The 19,881-nt window shown below is 57.2% G+C and carries 18 protein-coding genes; 10 read left to right on the top strand and 8 right to left on the bottom strand.

The annotated features are described in order from the left end of the window. Window positions 1-123 precede the first annotated feature (123 nt). From KB892_RS25625 to dnaA, 7 genes are all read right to left on the bottom strand, one after another. The gene (locus KB892_RS25625; protein ID WP_004151528.1) at window positions 124-1,257 is read right to left on the bottom strand and encodes a BamA/TamA family outer membrane protein; all 1,134 of its coding nucleotides are present in this window, start codon (window positions 1,255-1,257) and stop codon (window positions 124-126) included. Further along, window positions 1,254-2,336, bottom strand: coding sequence for a porin family protein (locus KB892_RS25620; protein ID WP_009485044.1), 1,083 nt, complete (start codon window positions 2,334-2,336; stop codon window positions 1,254-1,256). Before KB892_RS25620 ends, KB892_RS25625 begins: the two co-directional genes overlap by 4 nt. 149 nt (window positions 2,337-2,485) lie before the next feature. Beyond that, on the bottom strand, window positions 2,486-3,298 hold the full coding sequence (gene yidA / locus KB892_RS25615) for a sugar-phosphatase (RefSeq protein WP_004151530.1): 813 nt from the start codon (window positions 3,296-3,298) through the stop codon (window positions 2,486-2,488). A gap of 201 nt (window positions 3,299-3,499) precedes the next feature. Next, window positions 3,500-5,914 (bottom strand): DNA topoisomerase (ATP-hydrolyzing) subunit B, encoded by a 2,415-nt coding sequence (gyrB, locus tag KB892_RS25610; protein ID WP_004173845.1) that lies wholly within the window; start codon window positions 5,912-5,914, stop codon window positions 3,500-3,502. Window positions 5,915-5,942: 28 nt separating this feature from the next. Beyond that, a complete protein-coding gene (gene recF, locus KB892_RS25605) occupies window positions 5,943-7,016 on the bottom strand; it encodes a DNA replication/repair protein RecF (RefSeq protein WP_004151532.1) in 1,074 nt (357 codons plus the stop codon). Between the two features lie 146 nt (window positions 7,017-7,162). Next, window positions 7,163-8,263 (bottom strand): DNA polymerase III subunit beta, encoded by a 1,101-nt coding sequence (gene dnaN, locus KB892_RS25600; RefSeq protein ID WP_004151533.1) that lies wholly within the window; start codon window positions 8,261-8,263, stop codon window positions 7,163-7,165. Between the two features lie 4 nt (window positions 8,264-8,267). Continuing rightward, window positions 8,268-9,671: a chromosomal replication initiator protein DnaA gene (gene dnaA, locus KB892_RS25595; RefSeq protein ID WP_004151534.1), complete on the bottom strand. Its 1,404-nt coding sequence runs from the start codon at window positions 9,669-9,671 to the stop codon at window positions 8,268-8,270. A gap of 621 nt (window positions 9,672-10,292) precedes the next feature. Here dnaA and rpmH point away from each other — a divergent pair. From rpmH to KB892_RS25545, 10 genes are all read left to right on the top strand, one after another. Then, window positions 10,293-10,433, top strand: coding sequence for a 50S ribosomal protein L34 (gene rpmH / locus KB892_RS25590; protein ID WP_000831330.1), 141 nt, complete (start codon window positions 10,293-10,295; stop codon window positions 10,431-10,433). Between the two features lie 15 nt (window positions 10,434-10,448). Then, window positions 10,449-10,808 carry a ribonuclease P protein component gene (gene rnpA, locus KB892_RS25585; RefSeq protein WP_004151535.1) on the top strand — a complete coding sequence of 120 codons (360 nt, stop codon included), beginning with the start codon at window positions 10,449-10,451 and terminating at the stop codon, window positions 10,806-10,808. Beyond that, on the top strand, window positions 10,772-11,029 hold the full coding sequence (gene yidD, locus KB892_RS25580) for a membrane protein insertion efficiency factor YidD (RefSeq protein WP_004151536.1): 258 nt from the start codon (window positions 10,772-10,774) through the stop codon (window positions 11,027-11,029). The genes rnpA and yidD overlap by 37 nt, the downstream gene beginning before the upstream one ends. A 2-nt stretch (window positions 11,030-11,031) precedes the next feature. Next, window positions 11,032-12,678 carry a membrane protein insertase YidC gene (gene yidC, locus KB892_RS25575; RefSeq protein ID WP_004151537.1) on the top strand — a complete coding sequence of 549 codons (1,647 nt, stop codon included), beginning with the start codon at window positions 11,032-11,034 and terminating at the stop codon, window positions 12,676-12,678. Between the two features lie 194 nt (window positions 12,679-12,872). After that, window positions 12,873-14,237 (top strand): tRNA uridine-5-carboxymethylaminomethyl(34) synthesis GTPase MnmE, encoded by a 1,365-nt coding sequence (mnmE, locus tag KB892_RS25570; RefSeq protein ID WP_004151538.1) that lies wholly within the window; start codon window positions 12,873-12,875, stop codon window positions 14,235-14,237. Window positions 14,238-14,356: 119 nt separating this feature from the next. Beyond that, window positions 14,357-14,776: a GNAT family N-acetyltransferase gene (locus KB892_RS25565; protein ID WP_004151539.1), complete on the top strand. Its 420-nt coding sequence runs from the start codon at window positions 14,357-14,359 to the stop codon at window positions 14,774-14,776. Window positions 14,777-14,875: 99 nt separating this feature from the next. Then, window positions 14,876-16,054, top strand: a complete 1,179-nt coding sequence (locus tag KB892_RS25560; RefSeq protein ID WP_004151540.1) for an MFS transporter — start codon at window positions 14,876-14,878, stop codon at window positions 16,052-16,054. Continuing rightward, window positions 16,029-16,988, top strand: a complete 960-nt coding sequence (yidZ, locus tag KB892_RS25555) for an HTH-type transcriptional regulator YidZ (protein WP_004151541.1) — start codon at window positions 16,029-16,031, stop codon at window positions 16,986-16,988. Before KB892_RS25560 ends, yidZ begins: the two co-directional genes overlap by 26 nt. Before the next feature lie 309 nt (window positions 16,989-17,297). Next, the gene (locus tag KB892_RS25550; protein ID WP_004145098.1) at window positions 17,298-17,873 is read left to right on the top strand and encodes a 4'-phosphopantetheinyl transferase family protein; all 576 of its coding nucleotides are present in this window, start codon (window positions 17,298-17,300) and stop codon (window positions 17,871-17,873) included. Window positions 17,874-17,909: 36 nt separating this feature from the next. Beyond that, the gene (locus KB892_RS25545) at window positions 17,910-18,476 is read left to right on the top strand and encodes an NADPH-dependent FMN reductase (RefSeq protein WP_004151543.1); all 567 of its coding nucleotides are present in this window, start codon (window positions 17,910-17,912) and stop codon (window positions 18,474-18,476) included. A 45-nt stretch (window positions 18,477-18,521) separates the two neighbouring features. On the opposite strand, the gene KB892_RS25540 is transcribed toward KB892_RS25545, so the two are convergent. Continuing rightward, entirely contained in the window at window positions 18,522-19,859 is a 1,338-nt protein-coding gene (locus KB892_RS25540; RefSeq protein WP_004145100.1) for an NCS2 family permease, read from the bottom strand. Between the last annotated feature and the right edge of the window lie 22 nt (window positions 19,860-19,881).

Genomic DNA, 19,881 nt, shown 5'->3' with positions numbered 1-19,881 from the left:
TAATGTAGTACAACATTATTGTGTTGTACTACAATTTGGATCACAAAAAGAACAATTCATGAAAATTAAAGCGCAGCGGCCCTGACAAGAGGCGATAAGAGAGAAAATTAAGGGGAGGAGGCGTTAAAACGCTTCGCCGACCTGGAAGTAAAAGCCGCTGCTGCCATTGCCGATACCGTAGTCGAGGCGAACATTAACGCGAGGTTTGAATTCAAAGCGGTAGCCAACGCCCGCCGAAGGCAGCCAGCGGCCATTATTCAGCGACGACAGTGAGGGCCCCATGGTTCCCGCCCCGGCCCAGGCGACAATCCCGTGCCGCCAGGTGAGCTGCCGGCGGTATTCCAGCTGGCCGCTGACGACCTTTTTATCCCGGTAGCGCCCCTGGTAGTAGCCGCGCATCCGTTCATCGCTGCCGAGCAGCGGCATCATGCTCCACGGTACCTCGCCCTGGGTGAAGGCGCCATCGGCCTCCCAGGCGAGCACGCTTTTCTCGCTCAGGGCATGATAATGGCTATAGTGCAGCTGAAATTCCTCAAAGCGGGTATCGCTACCTAATCCGGGCGCATAGTGGGTATAGCGGAGGTTGGCATACTGACCCCGGCGCGGGTTAGGGACAAAGTCGCGATCGTCCCAGTTGATATCGATGCTGGCGCCGGAGCTGAATACCGACGGTCCCTGTGGAGTGTTTTCTATCTTCGGCCGATCGTCATGGTCCATCTCATCGGCATTCTGCGCCGCCAGCGACCATCCCGCCCCGAGATAAACATGATCGATAAGCTGCCGATAAAGGGTGGGTCGCAGGGTCAGTACCTGGGCGGTATACTTCTCTTTTTCATTGTCTTTATCCCCGGCATGAAAACCCTGCCCCCAATAATAAGTGGGCGTGTTGGCTATCGACCCGTCGACAAAAACGCGCCACAGATCACGATCGAAAAAGGTGTAGTTTTTCACGCTGAGGCCAAAGGCGCCGGTAGAGCTGGCGTAGCCGCTGAGCGTCAGGGTCGAGTTCTGGCTGGTGGTATCCTGCGGGTCGGGACGATACAGGCCGACGACAGCGGTGCCAATGCCCAACCCTAGTTCCGGCGTATAGAACGGACCGGGCATCACGCCCCAGTCGATGCCTTTGCTGGCGTCGAACTTATCGCTGGCGCCGAGATGCTGCAGCCAGCCGTCGATTTTCTCGCGGCTGAGCGCCTCGGCCTGGCTGCCTGTCGGGCAGACCATCAGCAGCAGAAAAGTGATAAACAGTCGGCTCAAAAGCGATACTCGCCGGCAATAAAGAAACTGTTACGTTCGGCAAAGCCAAACTCGGTAGTAATATTAAAATTCTGCGTCAGCTCGTATTGCGCGCCCACCAGAACGTTCCATGGCGACTGCAGATGCTGCTTCACATCGAAGCGACCGTTATTGTCCTGGTTGGCCAGATTAACCATATTCTGCAGCATCGGCGACGGCATCGAGAGATCGCTGAGGCTGCCTTTAAACTCCTGCTGCACATCCTGATACATGCTGCCAACCCACAGATTTAGCTTTCCGGCGGGGAGATGCAGCGCATCGACCGATGGCGTACTGAAACGATAGCCAACGCGCGGCGAAAAGGTAAGCGCATCGATGCTGCCGTCGAGGATATCAAAGCGCGTTTGCGTGTAGTTGGCGTCCAGCACGGTAAACCAATTGCCGACGCCGCCCACCAGGGTGGTGCCCATCCCGTAGGTAGTACCTTTAAAATCGAGACGAAAGTCGAGATCCTGCATCCCCGGCAGGGGCACCACTTTACCGTTCGGTCCCTTCAGGCCGACAGCTATCTGCGAAATTGAATGCCCTTCGGTGTGCCCCACCAGGCCATAAACGTTCATAAACGGCAGCAGCCAGGCATCCAGCTTGAGCGTCTCGGTTTTGCTGCTTTCCCGCGTATGACCAACGCCAATCTGGAAAGCGTTATCCAGCGAGACCGGCCCATTAGCGAAAATGTTATTCACGGCGTGCTTGCAGACAGGATCCTTACCGCAATCGATATTGCGGCCATCCAGCGACAGCCCGGTGAAGTTAATGCTGTCGACATTAATATTCTGCCGCATATCCATATAGTTAATGCTGACGCCAAACGGCAGCGGCAGGACGTAGCCGCGCTTTCTGGCCTCATCGCCTAGCAAAGGGAGTAGCGAGGACGATGCTGCGGCCGCAGGCTGGCGACTTTCTGGCGCCGGCAGATCCGCAGGCTCTGCGCCGTGATAGGCATACGCCGGTTCGAGCGGCGCCGTTGGTTCCGCGGCCGCGCAAATCTGAACAGAGGCGAATGGCAGCGTAACCAACATCAAACGGTGGTATATATTCATGAAAAGTATGATGTTAGTTCTGAGTTGCTAAAAAGAGGGCGGGTAGCTTATAGAATCCCCTGCAAGGATTGAGGGATTTAAATGCGGATTAACATCTGTTCATGAAAAAAGAGAAGACAGACCCGGCGAACGCCGGGCCGGAAAGAAGTTTACGCTAAAACGTATTTTTCAATGGCGAAGGCAACGCCATCTTCAAGGTTCGATTTGGTGATGAAGTTCGCCGCTTCTTTGACCGCAGGAATGGCGTTATCCATTGCCACGCCGACGCCGGCAAATTCAATCATCGCGATATCATTTTCCTGATCGCCAATCGCCATAATCTCTTCCGGCTTGATGCCCAGCGCATCGGCCAGCGACTTCACGCCAGTGCCTTTATTGACGCGTTTATCCAGTATTTCGAGGAAGTAAGGCGCACTTTTCAGCACGGTGTACTTCTCTTTCACTTCCGCCGGAATACGGGCGATGGCCTGGTCAAGGATTGCCGGCTCATCAATCATCATCACTTTTAGCAGCTGGATCTCAGGATCCATTTTCTCCGCTTCGCAGAACACCAGCGGAATGGTTGCCACATAGGATTCGTGGACGGTGTAGTAGCTGATATCGCGGTTCGCGGTATACAGCGTATTGCGATCCAGCGCATGGAAGTGGGAGCCGACCTCGCGGGAGAGCTGCTCAAGGAAGCGATAGTCGTCATAGCTCAGCGCGGTTTGCGCGACGGTGCTTCCGTCACCAGCCTTCTGCACCAGCGCGCCATTGTAGGTAATGCAGTAATCACCCGGCTGCTCCATATGCAGCTCTTTCAAATAGCTGTGGACGCCAGCGTAAGGGCGACCGGTGGTCAGCACCACGTTAACACCGCGCTCGCGCGCCGCGGCGATGGCGGCTTTCACCGCTGGAGAGATGGTATGGTCGGGCAGCAGCAGCGTGCCGTCCATATCGATTGCAATCAGTTTAATAGCCATAGGGTCCCCGGGTAAGATGAGTCTCCCCTCATGCTAACGCGATTCCGCTCAAAAAACAGTAAAAGTGTCGGCCAGAAAGGGGGATGGAACCACAGCAGCGGATTCCTCTTTTAGCGGCAAAAGAAAAGCCCGATCGCGCGATGCGACCGGGCTTATACATCCTGTTGCCCCGGTAAAACTCGTTACCGGGAAACATGCGGCTTAAATATCGATATTCGCCGCTTTCAGGGCATTCTCTTCGATAAACGCGCGACGCGGCTCAACGGCATCACCCATCAGGGTGGTGAACAGCTGATCGGCAGCGATGGCATCCTTGACGGTCACGCGCAGCATGCGACGGCTGTCCGGATCCATGGTGGTTTCCCACAGCTGATCCGGGTTCATCTCGCCCAGACCTTTATAGCGCTGGATGGAGAGACCGCGACGGGACTCTTTCACCAGCCAGTCCAGGGCCTGCTCGAAGCTGGCTACCGGCTGACGACGTTCGCCGCGCTCGATGTAAGCATCTTCTTCCATCAGGCCGCGCAGTTTCTCGCCCAGGGCACAAATACGACGATATTCCGGCCCCATAATGAACTCGTTATCCAGCGGATAGTCGGTATCCACGCCGTGGGTACGTACGCGAATAACCGGCTCAAAATGCTGCAGTTCTTTGTTCTCGTGGAGATCGAATTTCCACTGGCTGCCGTGCTGTTCTTTCTCGTTCAGCTCGGAGACCAGGGTGTTCACCCAGCGGGTCACCTTCTGCTCGTCCGCCAGGTCGGCCTCGGTCAGGGTCGGCTGATAGATAAGCTCTTTCAGCAGCGCTTTCGGGAAGCGGCGCTCCATGCGGCCAATCATTTTCTGGGTGGCATTGAACTCGGCAACCAGTTTTTCCAGCGGTTCGCCCGCCAGCGCCGGCGCATTGGCGTTGGTGTGCAGGGTCGCACCGTCGAGCGCGATGGAGATCTGATACTGATCCATCGCTTCGTCGTCTTTAATGTACTGTTCCTGCTTGCCTTTCTTCACTTTGTACAGCGGCGGCTGGGCAATGTAGACGTGGCCGCGCTCGACGATCTCCGGCATCTGACGATAGAAGAAGGTCAACAGCAGGGTACGAATGTGCGAGCCGTCGACGTCCGCATCGGTCATGATGATGATGCTGTGGTAGCGCAGTTTATCCGGATTGTACTCATCGCGACCGATACCGCAGCCCAGCGCGGTGATCAGCGTCGCCACTTCCTGGGAAGAGAGCATTTTATCGAAGCGGGCTTTCTCAACGTTAAGGATTTTACCCTTCAGCGGCAGGATCGCCTGGTTCTTGCGGTTACGACCCTGTTTAGCAGAGCCGCCCGCGGAGTCCCCTTCCACCAGGTACAGTTCGGACAGCGCCGGGTCGCGCTCCTGGCAATCCGCCAGTTTGCCCGGCAGGCCTGCCAGATCCAGCGCGCCTTTACGACGAGTCATCTCACGAGCGCGACGTGCGGCCTCACGGGCGCGCGCGGCGTCAATAATTTTGCCGACCACGATTTTCGCATCGGATGGATTTTCCAGCAGGTATTCGCTCAGCAGTTCGTTCATCTGCTGCTCCACCGCCGATTTCACCTCGGAGGAGACCAGCTTGTCTTTGGTCTGCGAGGAGAATTTCGGATCCGGCACCTTCACGGATACCACGGCAATCAGGCCTTCACGCGCATCGTCGCCGGTGGCGCTGACTTTCGCTTTTTTGCTATAGCCCTCTTTGTCCATATAGGCGTTAAGAGTACGGGTCATCGCCGCGCGGAAGCCGGCGAGGTGAGTACCGCCGTCACGCTGCGGAATGTTGTTGGTAAAGCAGTAGATGTTTTCCTGGAAGCCGTCGTTCCACTGCAGGGCCACTTCCACGCCGATACCGTCTTTTTCGGTGGAGAAATAGAAAATATTCGGGTGGATCGGCGTTTTGTTCTTGTTGAGATACTCAACGAACGCCTTGATGCCGCCTTCGTAGTGGAAATGGTCTTCTTTGCCGTCGCGCTTATCGCGCAGGCGGATAGAGACGCCGGAGTTCAGGAACGACAGCTCGCGCAGGCGTTTCGCCAGGATGTCATATTCAAATTCGGTGACATTGGTGAAGGTTTCCAGGCTTGGCCAGAAACGCACCATGGTGCCGGTTTTGTCGGTTTCGCCAGTCACGGCCAGCGGTGCCTGCGGCACACCGTGTTCGTACATCTGCTTGTGAACTTTGTTATCGCGCTGGATAACCAGCTCCAGCTTCTGCGACAGGGCGTTAACCACCGAGACGCCTACGCCGTGCAGACCGCCGGAAACTTTATAGGAGTTATCATCGAATTTACCGCCAGCGTGCAGGACGGTCATGATAACTTCCGCTGCGGAGACGCCCTCTTCCGGGTGAATGCCGGTCGGGATGCCGCGGCCGTCATCCTGGACGGAGACGGAGTTATCGCTGTGGATGGTGACAACGATATCTTTGCAGTAACCCGCGAGCGCTTCGTCGATAGCGTTATCCACAACCTCGAATACCATGTGGTGCAGACCGGTGCCGTCATCCGTGTCGCCGATATACATACCCGGGCGCTTACGCACCGCATCCAGCCCTTTCAGGACTTTGATACTGGAGGAGTCATAAGAATTCGACATCAACGTTTCTCGCTCATTTAATCTTGGGTTAATCCGTTATTTTACCTTTTTCCACGCGGAACATCTTCGAATTTTTGTCCGACATGTCCATAACGTGTTCAGCGCTGATCGCGCTGACGAAAACCTGCGACTGCGTCGCTTTCAGGCGGCTGGATAACAGACCGCGGCGGGCATCATCAAGTTCCGAGGCAAAATCATCTATCAGGTACAGGCAGCGCCGCCCGCTGACGCGGGTGAGGAACTCTCCTTGCGCCAGACGCAGGGCGCACATCAGCAGCTTAAGCTGCCCGCGCGACAAGGTATCTTCCACCGGCGCTCCGTCGGCGCGAATGCGAAAATCCGCTTTATGCGGGCCGTGGGCGGTGTAGGTTAACATTCTGTCGCGCTCGAAATTCCGCTCCAGCACCTCCGCGTAGTCGGTCTCTTTTTCCCAGCCGCGCTGGAAAGAGAAGGTGAGCGTGAATTCCGGTAAAAATTGCTGACAGGTATCCGCCATGTCTTCGACGATAGCGGCGCTGTATTCGGCACGCCAGCGGCTGATCTGCTCCGCCAGCGGGATTAATTCCAGATCCCAAGGCCGCAGCTGGGCATAGCGGCTGACCTGACGCAGCGCGGCGTTGCGCTGCTTGACCAGGCGCTTCAGGTTGCTCCAGGCGGTGAAGAATCCGGCTTCGTTATGAAAGCATCCCCAGTCAAGGAATGCTCTTCTGTATTTGGGGCCGCCGTTGAGTAAAGTAAACCCCTCCGGCGTAATCAGCTGCATCGGCATCAGGTGCGCCAGCTCCGCCACTTTGTGGCCGTCGGTGCCGTCGATACGCACCTTGCTGTCGCCCTGTTTGTCTTTGGTCAGGCCGATGGCGGTTTCCCGCTCTTCGCCCTGTAAACGCCCATGCAGAACAAACGCATCCTGCTCGTGGCGGATCACTCGGCCAATTTGCAAACTGCGAAATGCCCGGCCGTGGCCAAGCGTGTAGATAGCTTCCAGCACGCTGGTTTTGCCGCTGCCGTTCGCGCCAACCAGGAAGTTAAAGCCGGGAGATAAAGCGAGATCCGCGCTTTCAATATTGCGGAAGTCTTTGATGAGCAAGCGCGTCAGTGACATATCAGCGTTCTTTGGGCCAGGGCGTTATCGGCGCAGCCAGTTTCAACGCGGACTGCGCGCAGACCCTGGAGCGTACACAAAGTACGTGACAGGGGCGAGCACAGCCCAGGTTGAAAATGGCAAGTAAGATAGCCCGATATTTTCCACTACAATCTCATAGGCATGACGACATAGGCTGCGGATTGAGAGGCCGCATCCTCAATCTGCACGCTCGACACCGAATCCGTCAGCAGAATGCGTACATTCTCGCACTTCAGCGCATTCAGCACATCCAGCACATAGCTAACGTTGAAGCCAATCTCCATCTCCGTTCCGGCGTAGGTCACATCCAGAATCTCTTCCGCTTCTTCCTGTTCCGGGTTATTGGCGGTGATTTTCAGCTGGTTTTCGCTAACGTACAGCCGCACGCCGCGGAATTTCTCGTTGGAGAGAATCGCCGCGCGCGCAAAAGCCTGCTTCAGAATATCGCAGCCCGCTTCGAGGTGTTTATCCGGATTTTTCGGCAATACGCGGCGATAATCCGGGAAACGGCCATCAACCAGCTTAGAGGTGAAGATAAAATCGCCAACGTGGGCGCGGATATTGTTGCTGCCAATCTGCACGCGCAGCGGGATATCCCCGCCGTCGAGCATCCGCATCAGCTCAATCACCCCTTTACGCGGCACGATCACCGAATGGTTCGGCAGCGACGCTTCCAGCGGCATCGAACAGACCGCCAGGCGGTGACCATCGGTGGCCACCGTGCGCAGTTCGCTGCCTTCGGTTTCAAACAGCATGCCGTTTAAGTAGTAACGAACATCCTGGTGCGCCATCGAGAACTGGGTGGCTTCGATCAGACGCTTCATGGTCGCCTGCGGCAGGGTAAACTCCACTTCACTCTGCCAGTCATCCAGATTCGGGAAATCGGCGGCGGGCAGGGTCGACAGCGAGAAGCGGCTGCGGCCGGAACGCACCAGCATGCGATCGCCTTCCAACTGAACCGCGATCTCCGCGCCTTCCGGCAGGCCGCGGCAGATATCAAAGAATTTCCGTGCCGGAACGGTCGTTGCGCCCGCTTCGTGCGGCTGAACCAGCGCCACGCGCGCCACCATCTCCATTTCAAGATCGGTACCGGTCAGCGACAGCGCGCCCTCCGCGACCTGAAGCAGCAGGTTACCGAGAATGGGCAGCGTCGGACGACCACCTAACGGACCGCTCACCTGTTGCAGCGGTTTTAATAAATGTTCACGTTCTACGGTAAATTTCATAGCGTCACGAGGATAATGTTCTGATTAAATTGGAAAAATCTTCTTTAATGTCGTGGCTTTCTTCACGCAGCTGCTCAATCTTGCGGCAGGCGTGCAGCACGGTGGTATGGTCTCGGCCGCCAAACGCATCGCCGATTTCCGGCAGGCTGTGGTTGGTCAGCTCTTTGGCCAGCGCCATCGCCATCTGGCGAGGACGCGCCACCGAACGGGAGCGGCGTTTGGACAGCAGATCCGCTACCTTAATCTTGTAGTACTCCGCCACCGTCTTTTGAATATTGTCGATGGTGACCAGTTTTTCCTGCAGCGCCAGCAGATCGCGCAGCGCTTCGCGCACGAAATCGATGGTGATCGCCCGGCCGGTGAAGTTGGCGTTGGCGATAACGCGATTCAGCGCCCCCTCCAGCTCACGCACGTTCGAGCGCAGACGCTTGGCAATAAAGAACGCCACTTCGCCCGGCAGGCGGATGTCGTTCTCGTCGGCTTTTTTCATCAGGATCGCGACGCGGGTTTCCAGCTCCGGCGGCTCGATCGCCACCGTCAGCCCCCAGCCGAAGCGGGATTTTAGACGATCCTCAACGCCGTTGATCTCTTTTGGATAACGATCCGACGTCAGGATGATCTGCTGATTACCTTCCAGCAGCGCATTGAAGGTGTGGAAAAACTCTTCCTGGGATCGTTCTTTATTGGCAAAGAACTGAATGTCATCGATCAGCAGGGCGTCAACGGAGCGGTAGTAACGCTTAAACTCTTCGATGGCGTTGTTCTGCAGCGCTTTAACCATGTCCTGAACGAAACGCTCGGAGTGCATATAGACCACTTTCGCGTTCGGCTTACGCGCCACAATGCCGTTCCCCACCGCGTGCAGCAGGTGAGTTTTACCCAGACCCGTCCCGCCATAGAGGAACAGGGGGTTGTAGGCGCCGCCCGGGTTATCCGCCACCTGACGCGCCGCCGCGCGGGCCAGCTGGTTAGATTTACCTTCGACGAAGTTATCAAACGTGTGTTTCACGTTAACGTTAGAGCGGTAGGTCGGCTCCGCCGGCGCCGGGACATTATCCCAGCCAGGGCGCACGATCGTCGGCGCCGCGCGCGCGGTCTGCACCTGCGCCGCCGGAATGGCCGCCGCAGCCGGGCTTACCGCCCCTTTCTGCAGCGAGCTGGCGGGCTTAGCGCCCACCTCAAAACGCAGCTGCGGGGCGTCCGCACCGCAAAAATCATTGAGGAGTCCATTGATATTATTGAGGTATTTGTCCCTTACCCAGTCGAGCACAAAACGGTTTGGCGCATACAGTGCCAGCGTGTTATCGCTCAGTTCCGCCTGCAATGGGCGGATCCACATGCTGAATTCTGTGGCTGGTAACTCATCCTGCAATCGGGCAAGACACTGCTGCCAAAGCGAAAGTGACACGGCGGACTCCACTCGAACATAAAATCGATATCAAAGAAAAACTGAAACAATCGTGATTGTTGGCACACGTCGACAAGACCCTGCATTAGCCGAAAAGCCCCTGCACAAAAGGGGTGACGTGCGAACCGCTATCTGCGGTTATTACCCGCTGCGGATCCGGGGATCGCGATCGGGACCGGGGATCATAGCCTAAACTGAGAAAGAGATCTTGTGTTTCTCAACAGATTCTTCCCGATTTATCCACAGGAAGGATCGAAACCGGGTAAGTGTAATCGATCCTGCGGGGAGTGAAGCACGATTTCCGCCGCATATTGGAAAAATTAATGAGCTATGCCGCTTTTGGGCGGAAACGATCTAATAAAGATCCTTGTGGATCCTTGCGCTTTACTGGCCAGGCCGTATAATCCCCCACCCGGCGCGTAATGCCCGTTTTCGTCACGCGTCTCAGCTTATTTTTTGTGCGACGAGGTGCGAGAAATAAGGAAAGAGAATTGACTCCGGAGTGTACAATTATTACAATCCGGCCTCTTTAATCACCCACGCTGAGGCGTAAGCCGTTCGAAGTTCGTTCGGGTCTACGCAAAAGTCAGTGAATTTATTCAAGTTTAGGTAGAAATCGCCATGAAACGCACTTTTCAACCGTCTGTACTGAAGCGCAACCGTTCTCACGGCTTCCGTGCTCGTATGGCTACTAAAAATGGTCGTCAGGTTCTGGCACGTCGTCGTGCTAAAGGCCGCGCTCGTCTGACCGTTTCCAAGTAATAAAGCTAACCCTGCGTGGTTAAGCTCGCATTTCCCAGGGAGTTACGCTTGTTAACTCCCAGTCATTTCACTTTCGTCTTCCAGCAGCCACAACGGGCTGGCACGCCGCAAATCACCATCCTCGGCCGCCTGAATTCGCTGGGGCATCCCCGCATCGGTCTCACCGTCGCCAAGAAAAACGTGAAACGCGCACATGAACGCAATCGGATTAAACGTCTGACGCGTGAAAGTTTTCGTTTGCGTCAACATGAACTCCCGCCAATGGATTTCGTGGTGGTGGCGAAAAGAGGGGTTGCCGACCTCGATAACCGTGCTCTCTCGGAAGCGTTGGAAAAATTATGGCGCCGCCATTGTCGCCTGGCTCGCGGGTCCTGATCGGCCTGATTCGAGTTTATCAGCGCCTGATTAGTCCGCTACTCGGGCCGCATTGTCGTTTCACCCCAACCTGTTCTCAATACGGAATTGAGGCCTTACGCAGGTTTGGAGTGATAAAAGGCAGTTGGTTGACGATGAAACGCGTATTAAAATGCCACCCTTTACACCCTGGTGGTGACGATCCCGTCCCGCCTGGACCATTTGATACCAGAGAACACTAACGATGGATTCGCAACGCAATCTTCTTATCATCGCTTTGTTGTTCGTGTCTTTCATGATCTGGCAAGCCTGGGAGCAGGACAAAAATCCGCAGCCCCAGCAGCAGACCACGCAGACTACGACCACAGCAGCGGGTAGCGCCGCCGACCAGGGCGTACCGGCCAGTGGCCAGGGGAAACTGATTACGGTTAAAACCGACGTGCTTGAGCTGACTATCAACACCAACGGTGGCGATATTGAGCAGGCGCTGCTTCTGGCGTATCCAAAAACGCTGAAATCGACCGAACCGTTCCAGTTACTGGAAACCACGCCGCAGTTTGTCTACCAGGCGCAGAGCGGCTTAACCGGCCGTGACGGTCCGGATAACCCGGCAAACGGCCCGCGTCCGCTGTACAACGTCGATAAAGAGGCGTTTGTGTTGGCCGATGGCCAGGATGAGCTCGTTATCCCGCTGACCTACACTGACAAAGCCGGCAACGTCTTCACCAAAACCTTCACCCTGAAGCGCGGTGGCTATGCGGTGAACGTGGGTTACAGCGTGCAGAATGCCAGCGAGAAGCCTCTGGAAGTCTCGACCTTCGGTCAGCTGAAGCAGACCGCTGCGCTGCCGACCAGTCGCGATACGCAGACCGGTGGCCTGTCCACGATGCATACTTTCCGTGGCGCCGCGTTCTCCACTGCGGATTCGAAATACGAAAAATATAAATTCGATACCATTCTGGATAACGAAAACCTGAACGTCAGCACCAAAAACGGTTGGGTTGCCATGCTGCAGCAGTACTTCACCACCGCATGGGTGCCGCGGAATAACGGGACGAATAACTTCTACACCGCCAACCTCGGCAACGGCATTGTCGCTATTGGCTACAAATCGCAGCCGGTACTGGTGCAGCCAGGCCAGACCGACAAACTGCAGAGCACGCTGTGGGTCGGCCCGGCTATTCAGGACAAAATGGCTGCCGTTGCGCCGCACCTGGATCTGACCGTCGACTACGGCTGGCTGTGGTTCATCTCCCAACCGCTGTTCAAGCTGCTGAAATTCATCCACAGCTTCCTCGGCAACTGGGGCTTCTCGATCATCGTTATCACCTTTATCGTTCGTGGCATCATGTACCCGCTGACCAAAGCGCAGTACACCTCCATGGCGAAGATGCGCATGCTGCAGCCGAAGATTCAGGCCATGCGTGAGCGTCTGGGCGACGATAAACAACGTCAAAGCCAGGAGATGATGGCGCTGTATAAAGCGGAAAAAGTAAACCCGCTGGGCGGCTGCTTCCCGCTGATTATTCAGATGCCGATCTTCCTTGCGCTGTACTACATGCTGAGCGCCTCGGTTGAACTGCGTCATGCGCCGTTTATCCTGTGGATCCACGACCTGTCTGCTCAGGACCCGTACTACATCCTGCCGATCATCATGGGCGCGACCATGTTCTTCATCCAGAAGATGTCGCCGACCACCGTGACCGACCCGATGCAGCAGAAGATCATGACCTTTATGCCGGTCATCTTCACGGTGTTCTTCCTGTGGTTCCCGTCTGGCCTGGTGGTGTACTACATCGTCAGCAACCTGGTCACCATTATTCAGCAGCAGCTGATTTACCGTGGTCTGGAGAAACGTGGCCTGCATAGCCGCGAGAAGAAGAAATCCTGATACTCTTCATTCTTCAAGCCGCAGATGCGTTGGCTTCATTAGTTCGCCCCAGTCACTTACTACAGTAAGCTCCTGGGGCCTCACTAACTTGCCGCCTTTCTGCAACTTGAATTATTTCGAGTATCTACGGTAGCGTTAATGCCAGAGAAGGCGGTCAATGGACCGCCTTTTTTACATCTACATAGAGAGTCACCATGAGCCATAACGACACTATCGTCGCCCAGGCAACCCCTCCGGGACGCGGGGGTGTGGGCATCCTGCGTATCTCCGGCCTTAAGGCGCGCGACGTCGCGCAGGCGGTGCTGGGCAAGCTGCCGAAGCCGCGCTATGCCGACTACCTGCCGTTCAACGACGTTGACGGTACCCCGCTGGATCAGGGGATTGCGCTGTGGTTCCCCGGGCCGAACTCCTTTACCGGGGAAGATGTGCTTGAGCTGCAGGGCCACGGCGGCCCGGTCATTCTCGACCTGCTGCTTAAACGTATTCTGACCCTGCCGGGCCTGCGCATCGCCAGGCCGGGTGAGTTTTCCGAGCGCGCGTTCCTCAACGACAAGCTCGATCTGGCGCAGGCAGAGGCCATCGCCGACCTTATCGACGCCAGTTCAGAGCAGGCGGCGCGCTCGGCGCTGAATTCGCTGCAGGGGGCGTTCTCCGCGCGGGTGAATCATCTTGTGGAAGCGCTCACTCACCTGCGCATCTACGTGGAAGCGGCCATTGACTTCCCGGATGAAGAAATCGATTTCCTTTCCGACGGCAAAATTGAAGCCCAGCTGAACGAGGTGATGGCCGATCTCGACGCCGTCCGCGCGGAAGCTCGTCAGGGCAGCCTGCTGCGCGAAGGGATGAAAGTGGTGATCGCCGGGCGGCCAAATGCCGGTAAATCAAGCCTGCTGAACGCCCTGGCGGGCCGCGAAGCGGCGATCGTCACCGATATCGCCGGTACCACCCGCGACGTGCTACGCGAGCATATCCATATCGACGGCATGCCGCTGCATATCATCGATACCGCAGGCCTGCGCGATGCTAATGACGAAGTGGAACGTATCGGCATCGAGCGCGCCTGGCAGGAGATTGCCCAGGCCGATCGGGTGCTGTTTATGGTCGATGGCACCACCACCGGCGCCGTTGACCCGGCGGAGATCTGGCCAGACTTTATCGAGCGCCTGCCCGCTAAATTGCCGATTACCGTGGTGCGCAATAAAGCCGATGTCACCGGCGAAGCGCTCGGTATCAGCGAAGTAAATGGCCACTCACTTATTCGCCTGTCGGCACGTACCGGCGAAGGCGTGGAGGTGCTACGTAACCACCTCAAGCAGAGCATGGGCTTCGATACCAATATGGAAGGCGGCTTCCTCGCCCGCCGCCGTCACCTGCAGGCCCTGGAAGAGGCGGCGAACCATCTGCAGCAAGGCAAAGCCCAGCTGCTGGGCGCCTGGGCCGGCGAGCTGCTGGCGGAAGAGCTGCGCCTCGCGCAGCAGGCGCTGAGCGAGATCACCGGGGAGTTCACTTCCGACGATCTGCTGGGCCGCATCTTCTCCAGCTTCTGTATCGGCAAATAACGTTTAGTCCGTAAACGTTCACTCACCCGCATTAACGCCGCGTTAATGCGGGTTTTTTCTTGCCCTTTGCGGCGCAACGTTCTCTACTTTTATCTCCCCCTCTGCCGCGAGACTAAAACATGACCGTTGAATATACCGTGATCGAGAAGGTGCCCTCCGCCGAAGCGTTTTGCCACCTGCGGGTAGCCGCCGGCATGTCGCCGCGCCCCCTGGAAGGCGCCAGAGCCGGACTGCCGCATAGCTGTTATGGCGTACATATCCTCTGGCAGGAGACGCCGATCGCGATGGGACGCATCGTCGGCGACGGAGCGATTAATTTCGATATTGTCGACGTCGCCGTCGATCCGGCTCACCAGGGAAAAGGCCTTGGCCGGCTGGTGATGGAGAAGCTGGTCGCCTGGCTGGACGCTAACGCCTTTGATGGCGCCTACGTTACGCTGGTGGCGGATGTGCCGGAACTGTACGCGAAGTTCGGCTTCGAAAGCGTTCGCCCGGAGAGCGAGGGGATGGCCCGCGTCTGGCGAACCCGCAGTCGTTAGCTCGCATTTCCTGCCAGGAAAAGAGCGTTGTCCAAATGGCAACTCGTCTTACGGCGCGTTCCTCACTATGCTGAACGCCATTCACATCGCGAGGATCCCATGACACGCTTTCTTCTCTGCAGCTTTGCCCTGGTTCTGCTCTACCCCTCCGGCATCGATATGTATCTGGTCGGCCTGCCGCGTATTGCTCAGGACCTGGGGGCCAGCGAGGCGCAATTACATATCGCCTTCTCGGTCTATCTGGCCGGTATGGCCTCCGCGATGCTGTTTGCTGGCCGCATCGCCGACCGCTCGGGGCGTAAGCCTGTCGCTATTGTAGGTGCAGCGATCTTTGTTATCGCCTCCCTGCTCTGCGCCCAGGCGCATACCAGCAGCCACTTCCTCATCGGACGCTTTATCCAGGGGATCGGCGCCGGCAGCTGCTACGTGGTGGCTTTCGCTATCCTGCGCGATACGCTGGACGACCGTCGCCGCGCCAAGGTGCTGTCGTTGCTCAACGGCATCACCTGCATTATCCCCGTCCTGGCGCCGGTGCTTGGCCACCTGATTATGCTGAAATATCCGTGGCAGAGCCTGTTCTACACGATGACCGGCATGGGCGTCATGGTCGCTGTGCTGTCGGTCTTTATCCTGCGTGAAACGCGGCCGACGGCGCCTCCGCAGGCAGCGTCACCGCAGCATGACGCTGGCGAATCGCTGTTGAACCGCTTTTTCCTCAGCCGCTTACTCATTACCACCCTCAGCGTGACGGTGATCCTGACCTACGTTAACGTCTCGCCGGTACTAATGATGGAAGAGATGGGGTTCGACCGGGGAACTTACTCAATGGCGATGGCTCTGATGGCGATGATCAGCATGGCGGTCTCCTTCTCAACGCCGTTCGCCCTGTCGCTGTTTAATCCCCGCACCTTAATGCTGACCTCACAGGTGCTGTTTCTGGCGGCAGGCGTGACGCTGAGCCTCGCGACTCGCCAGGCCGTCACCCTGATCGGGCTGGGCATGATTTGCGCCGGCTTCTCCGTTGGGTTCGGCGTCGCGATGAGCCAGGCGCTGGGGCCGTTCACGCTGCGCGCGGGCGTCGCCAGCTCGGTCCTCGGCATCGCGCAGGTGTGCGGTTCATCGCTGTGGATTTGGCTCGCCGCCATCATCGGACTCAGCGCAATGAATATGCTGATCGGGATACTCATTGCCTGTAGCATAGTGAGCCTTGTTTTGTTACTGGTCGTCACCCCGCCGCGGGTTGCGCAATACGATGAAGAAGCCGCTGTCGAGTCTTGATCTTAATTTACTCCTCTGCCTGCAGCTCCTGACCCAGGAGCTCAGCGTTACCCGTACGGCGAAGCGGATGAACGTTTCGCCGTCAGCGGTGAGCAAGTCGCTGGCCAAACTGCGCGCCTGGTTTGACGATCCGCTGTTTGTGAAAACCCCGCTGGGCCTGGCGCCCACGCCGCTGGTCAGCAGCATGGAGCAGGATCTGGCGGACTGGATGCAGATGGGCAACCAAATCCTCGATAAACCGCACCATACCATGCCCAGCGGCCTCAAATTCGAACTGGCGGCGGAAACGCCGCTGCTGATGATCCTGTTTAACACCCTCTCTCAGCGCATCTATCAGCGCTATCCGCAGGCATTGATTCGTTTGCGCAACTGGGACTACGACTCCCTGGACGCCATCATCCGCGGTGAGGTGGATATCGGCTTCTGCGGACGCGAAAGCCATCCGCAGTCGCGTGAGCTGCTGAGCCTGCTGCCGTGGTATATCGATTTTGAGGTGCTGTTCACCGACCTGCCGCAGGTCTGGCTGCGCGCCGATCATCCGGCGCTCAGGGAAGAGTGGGATCTGGCGGCATTCTTACGCTATCCGCATATCACTATCTGCTGGGAACAACGCGATACCTGGGCCCTGGACGACGTGCTGCAGGAGCTGGGGTATAAGCGTAACGTGGCGCTGACCGTGCCGGGGTTTGAGCAATCACTTTTTATGGCCGCTCAGCCGCAGCACACCATGCTGGCCACCGCGCCGCGCTACTGTCAGCACTATAATCAGCAGCACCAGCTGCCGCTCGTCTCCCGGCCGCTCCCCCTGGAGGCGCAGCATCTGGAAAAGCTGCGCGTTCCCTTCACCCTGCTATGGCATAAGCGCAACAGCTACAACCCGAAGCTTGTCTGGCTTAGAGATACGCTGAAAGCGCTCTATTCCGGTACGCTTTAAGCCTTGTTTCGTGCCCATAGCACCTTATTTGCGCAAGAATTTGTAAAATTCAAACAAATTCCCTTTTCAATGGGGGATTTCGGCATTAAAACCTGTTAATACCAGGCGATAATAGCGCCCGCAGTTTTATCCAGACCATTACTCACGGAGCGACGTATGGCAACGCATTTTGCAAGAGGGATACTCAGTACCGGGGAGCCGCTATCGACACGTTTGTCAGCGGCCTGTCATCAATCCGCACGTCTTCTCCCGACATATCGCCAGGCTCGCTTTTGCGCGTCGCGCTCGCTGCTTGCCGAGCTGCTGTTTATGCTTTACGGCATCAGCGAGCTGCCTGAAATCATCAACGAAGCGAATGGCCGACCGGTTTTTAGCGATCGCCAACTGCCCCGCTTTTCGATCGCTTATACTGGCAATATCGTTGGTGTTGCCCTCACCACCGAGGGGGATTGTGGCCTCGACATGGAACTGCAGCGCACTGTCCGCAGCCACGACGCCGACCGGCACAATTTCAGCAACAATGAGAATCTGTGGATTAACATACAGCATGACCCGGACGAAGCGCGCAGCCAGCTGGTAGCGCTGCGCCGCAGCGTGCTAAAGCTGACCGGCGAAGCATCAACGCAGCTGCAGCTGCTGCCCGGCTCTGGCCGCCTGCGCACCGCCGGCAGTCAGCCAATCGAAGCGGTATGTGACGCCGAATCGCTGCTGGTATGGTCCATTGCCGCTACCCCGAACATCGGCTCGCTGAAGGTCTGGGAATATGATGCTAAGGGAGGTGACTGGCGCAGCCTGGCAGATGCGCAGCAGCGCGCACGCGAACCGTCAGCCCGCCTGATGCGCTTTACCAGCTTACCCATGGAAAAAACCTTATCCCTCAATTGACCGGTCTTGCCGGCATCATGATCCAAAGGAGCAATCATGTCAGATACCTTGAAAGTGGTTACGTTACTCGGCAGCCTGCGTAAAGGGTCGTTTAATGGAATGGTCGCGCGCACCCTGCCCGGCATCGCGCCAGCGGGCATGGATATCTCCGCGCTGCCGTCGATCGGTGATATCCCGCTGTACGATGCTGATATGCAGGAGGAAGAAGGTTTTCCGCAGCGCGTGCAGGAGATTGCGCAACAGATCCGCGAGGCGGATGGGGTAGTGATAGTCACTCCAGAATATAACTATTCCGTGCCTGGCGGCCTGAAAAACGCCATCGACTGGCTGTCACGCCTGCCCGAGCAGCCGCTGTCCGGCAAACCGGTACTGATTCAGACCAGCTCAATGGGCGCCATCGGCGGTGCGCGCTGCCAGTATCATCTGCGGCAGATTCTGGTCTTCCTTGATGCGATGGTAATGAATAAACCGGAATTTATGGGCGGCGTCATCCAGAACAAAGTGGATCCGCAGGCGGGTGAAGTGGTCGATCAAAGCACCCTCGACCATCTGCGCGGCCAACTGACCGCTTTCGGCGACTATATTCGGCGGGTTAAAGCATAAAAAAAGCCCGGCAGCGATGCCGGGCTTTTTCATCATGCGTGCGGATTAATGTGCATCGATAAAGACAATTTTCAGCACGAACAGCAGCGAAACGATAATCACACACGGGCTGAGCTCGCGCAGCCGGCCGGTACCGATCTTCATCACGCAGTAAGAGATAAAGCCCAGGGCGATACCTTCGGTGATCGAGAAGCTAAACGGCATCATCACTGCGGTGATGAACGCAGGCACCGCCTCGGTCAGGTCGCTCCACTTCACGCGCGCGAGGCTGGAGGTCATCAGCACGCCAACGTATATCAGCGCGCCCGCGGCGGCATAGCCAGGAACCATCCCCGCCAGCGGAGAGAGGAAAATAACCAGCAGGAACAGGATACCAACGACAACGGCGGTCAGGCCGGTACGCCCGCCCACGGAAACGCCGGAAGAAGATTCGATATAGGCCGTCACCGACGAGGTACCGATGAAGGAGCCCGCCACCGACGAGACGCTATCGACAAACAGCGCTTGCTTCATGCGCGGGAATTTACCGTTGGCATCCGCGAGACCCGCTTTATCCGTCACGCCAATCAGCGTCCCGGAGGAGTCAAACAGGTTGACCAGCATAAAGGAGAAGATCACGCCGGCCAGGCCCAGGTTCAGGGAGCCCGCCAGATCGACCTGACCAATCACCGAAGCCACGCTCGGCGGCGCCGAGACGATCCCGGTGTAATGCACGTCGCCCAGCATCCAGCCCAGCAGGGTGGTCACAACGATAGAGACCAGTACCGCGGCGTGAATGTTGCGCGACGCCAGAATCGCGATGATAAAGAAGCCCAGCACGCCCAGCAGTACGCTGTGGGAAGTCAAATGACCAATGCTGACCAGCGTTTCCGGATTGGCGACAATCACCCCGGCGTTTTTCAGGCCCATCATGCCGATAAACAGGCCGATACCGCTGGTGATACCTACACGCAGGCTAAGCGGAATATTGGCGATCATCCAGTAACGTACGCGGAAGATGGTCAGCAGCAGCAGGCCCACGGCGCCCCAGAAGATGGCGCCCATGCCCACCTGCCACGGCAGCCCCATCGCCTGCACCACCACAAAGGCGAAAAAGGCGTTCAGGCCCATCGCCGGCGCCAGGGCGACCGGCAGGTTCGCGAACAGACCCATCAGGATACTGCCGAAAGCGGCAATCAGACAGGTGGTCACAAACACGGCGCTGGTATCCATGCCCGCTACGCCAAGAATTTGTGGGTTAACAAAAACGATATACACCATCGTCAGGAACGTGGTGAAACCGGCGATGGCTTCGGTGCGCACCGTGGTGCCGTGCTCGCGCAGCTTAAATACGCGCTCCAGCAGACCCTGGCCAGAAGACTGGCTGGTTTGTTGTTGACTCATTATCGGTTTCCGAACGTAAGGA

Source organism: Klebsiella sp. P1927 (genome assembly GCF_018204675.1).
In the GTDB taxonomy this organism is placed as follows: Bacteria; Pseudomonadota; Gammaproteobacteria; order Enterobacterales; family Enterobacteriaceae; genus Klebsiella; species Klebsiella pneumoniae.
The sequence above is the reverse complement of the archived record's forward strand: the minus strand, read 5'-3'. Positions and strand labels throughout refer to the sequence as shown.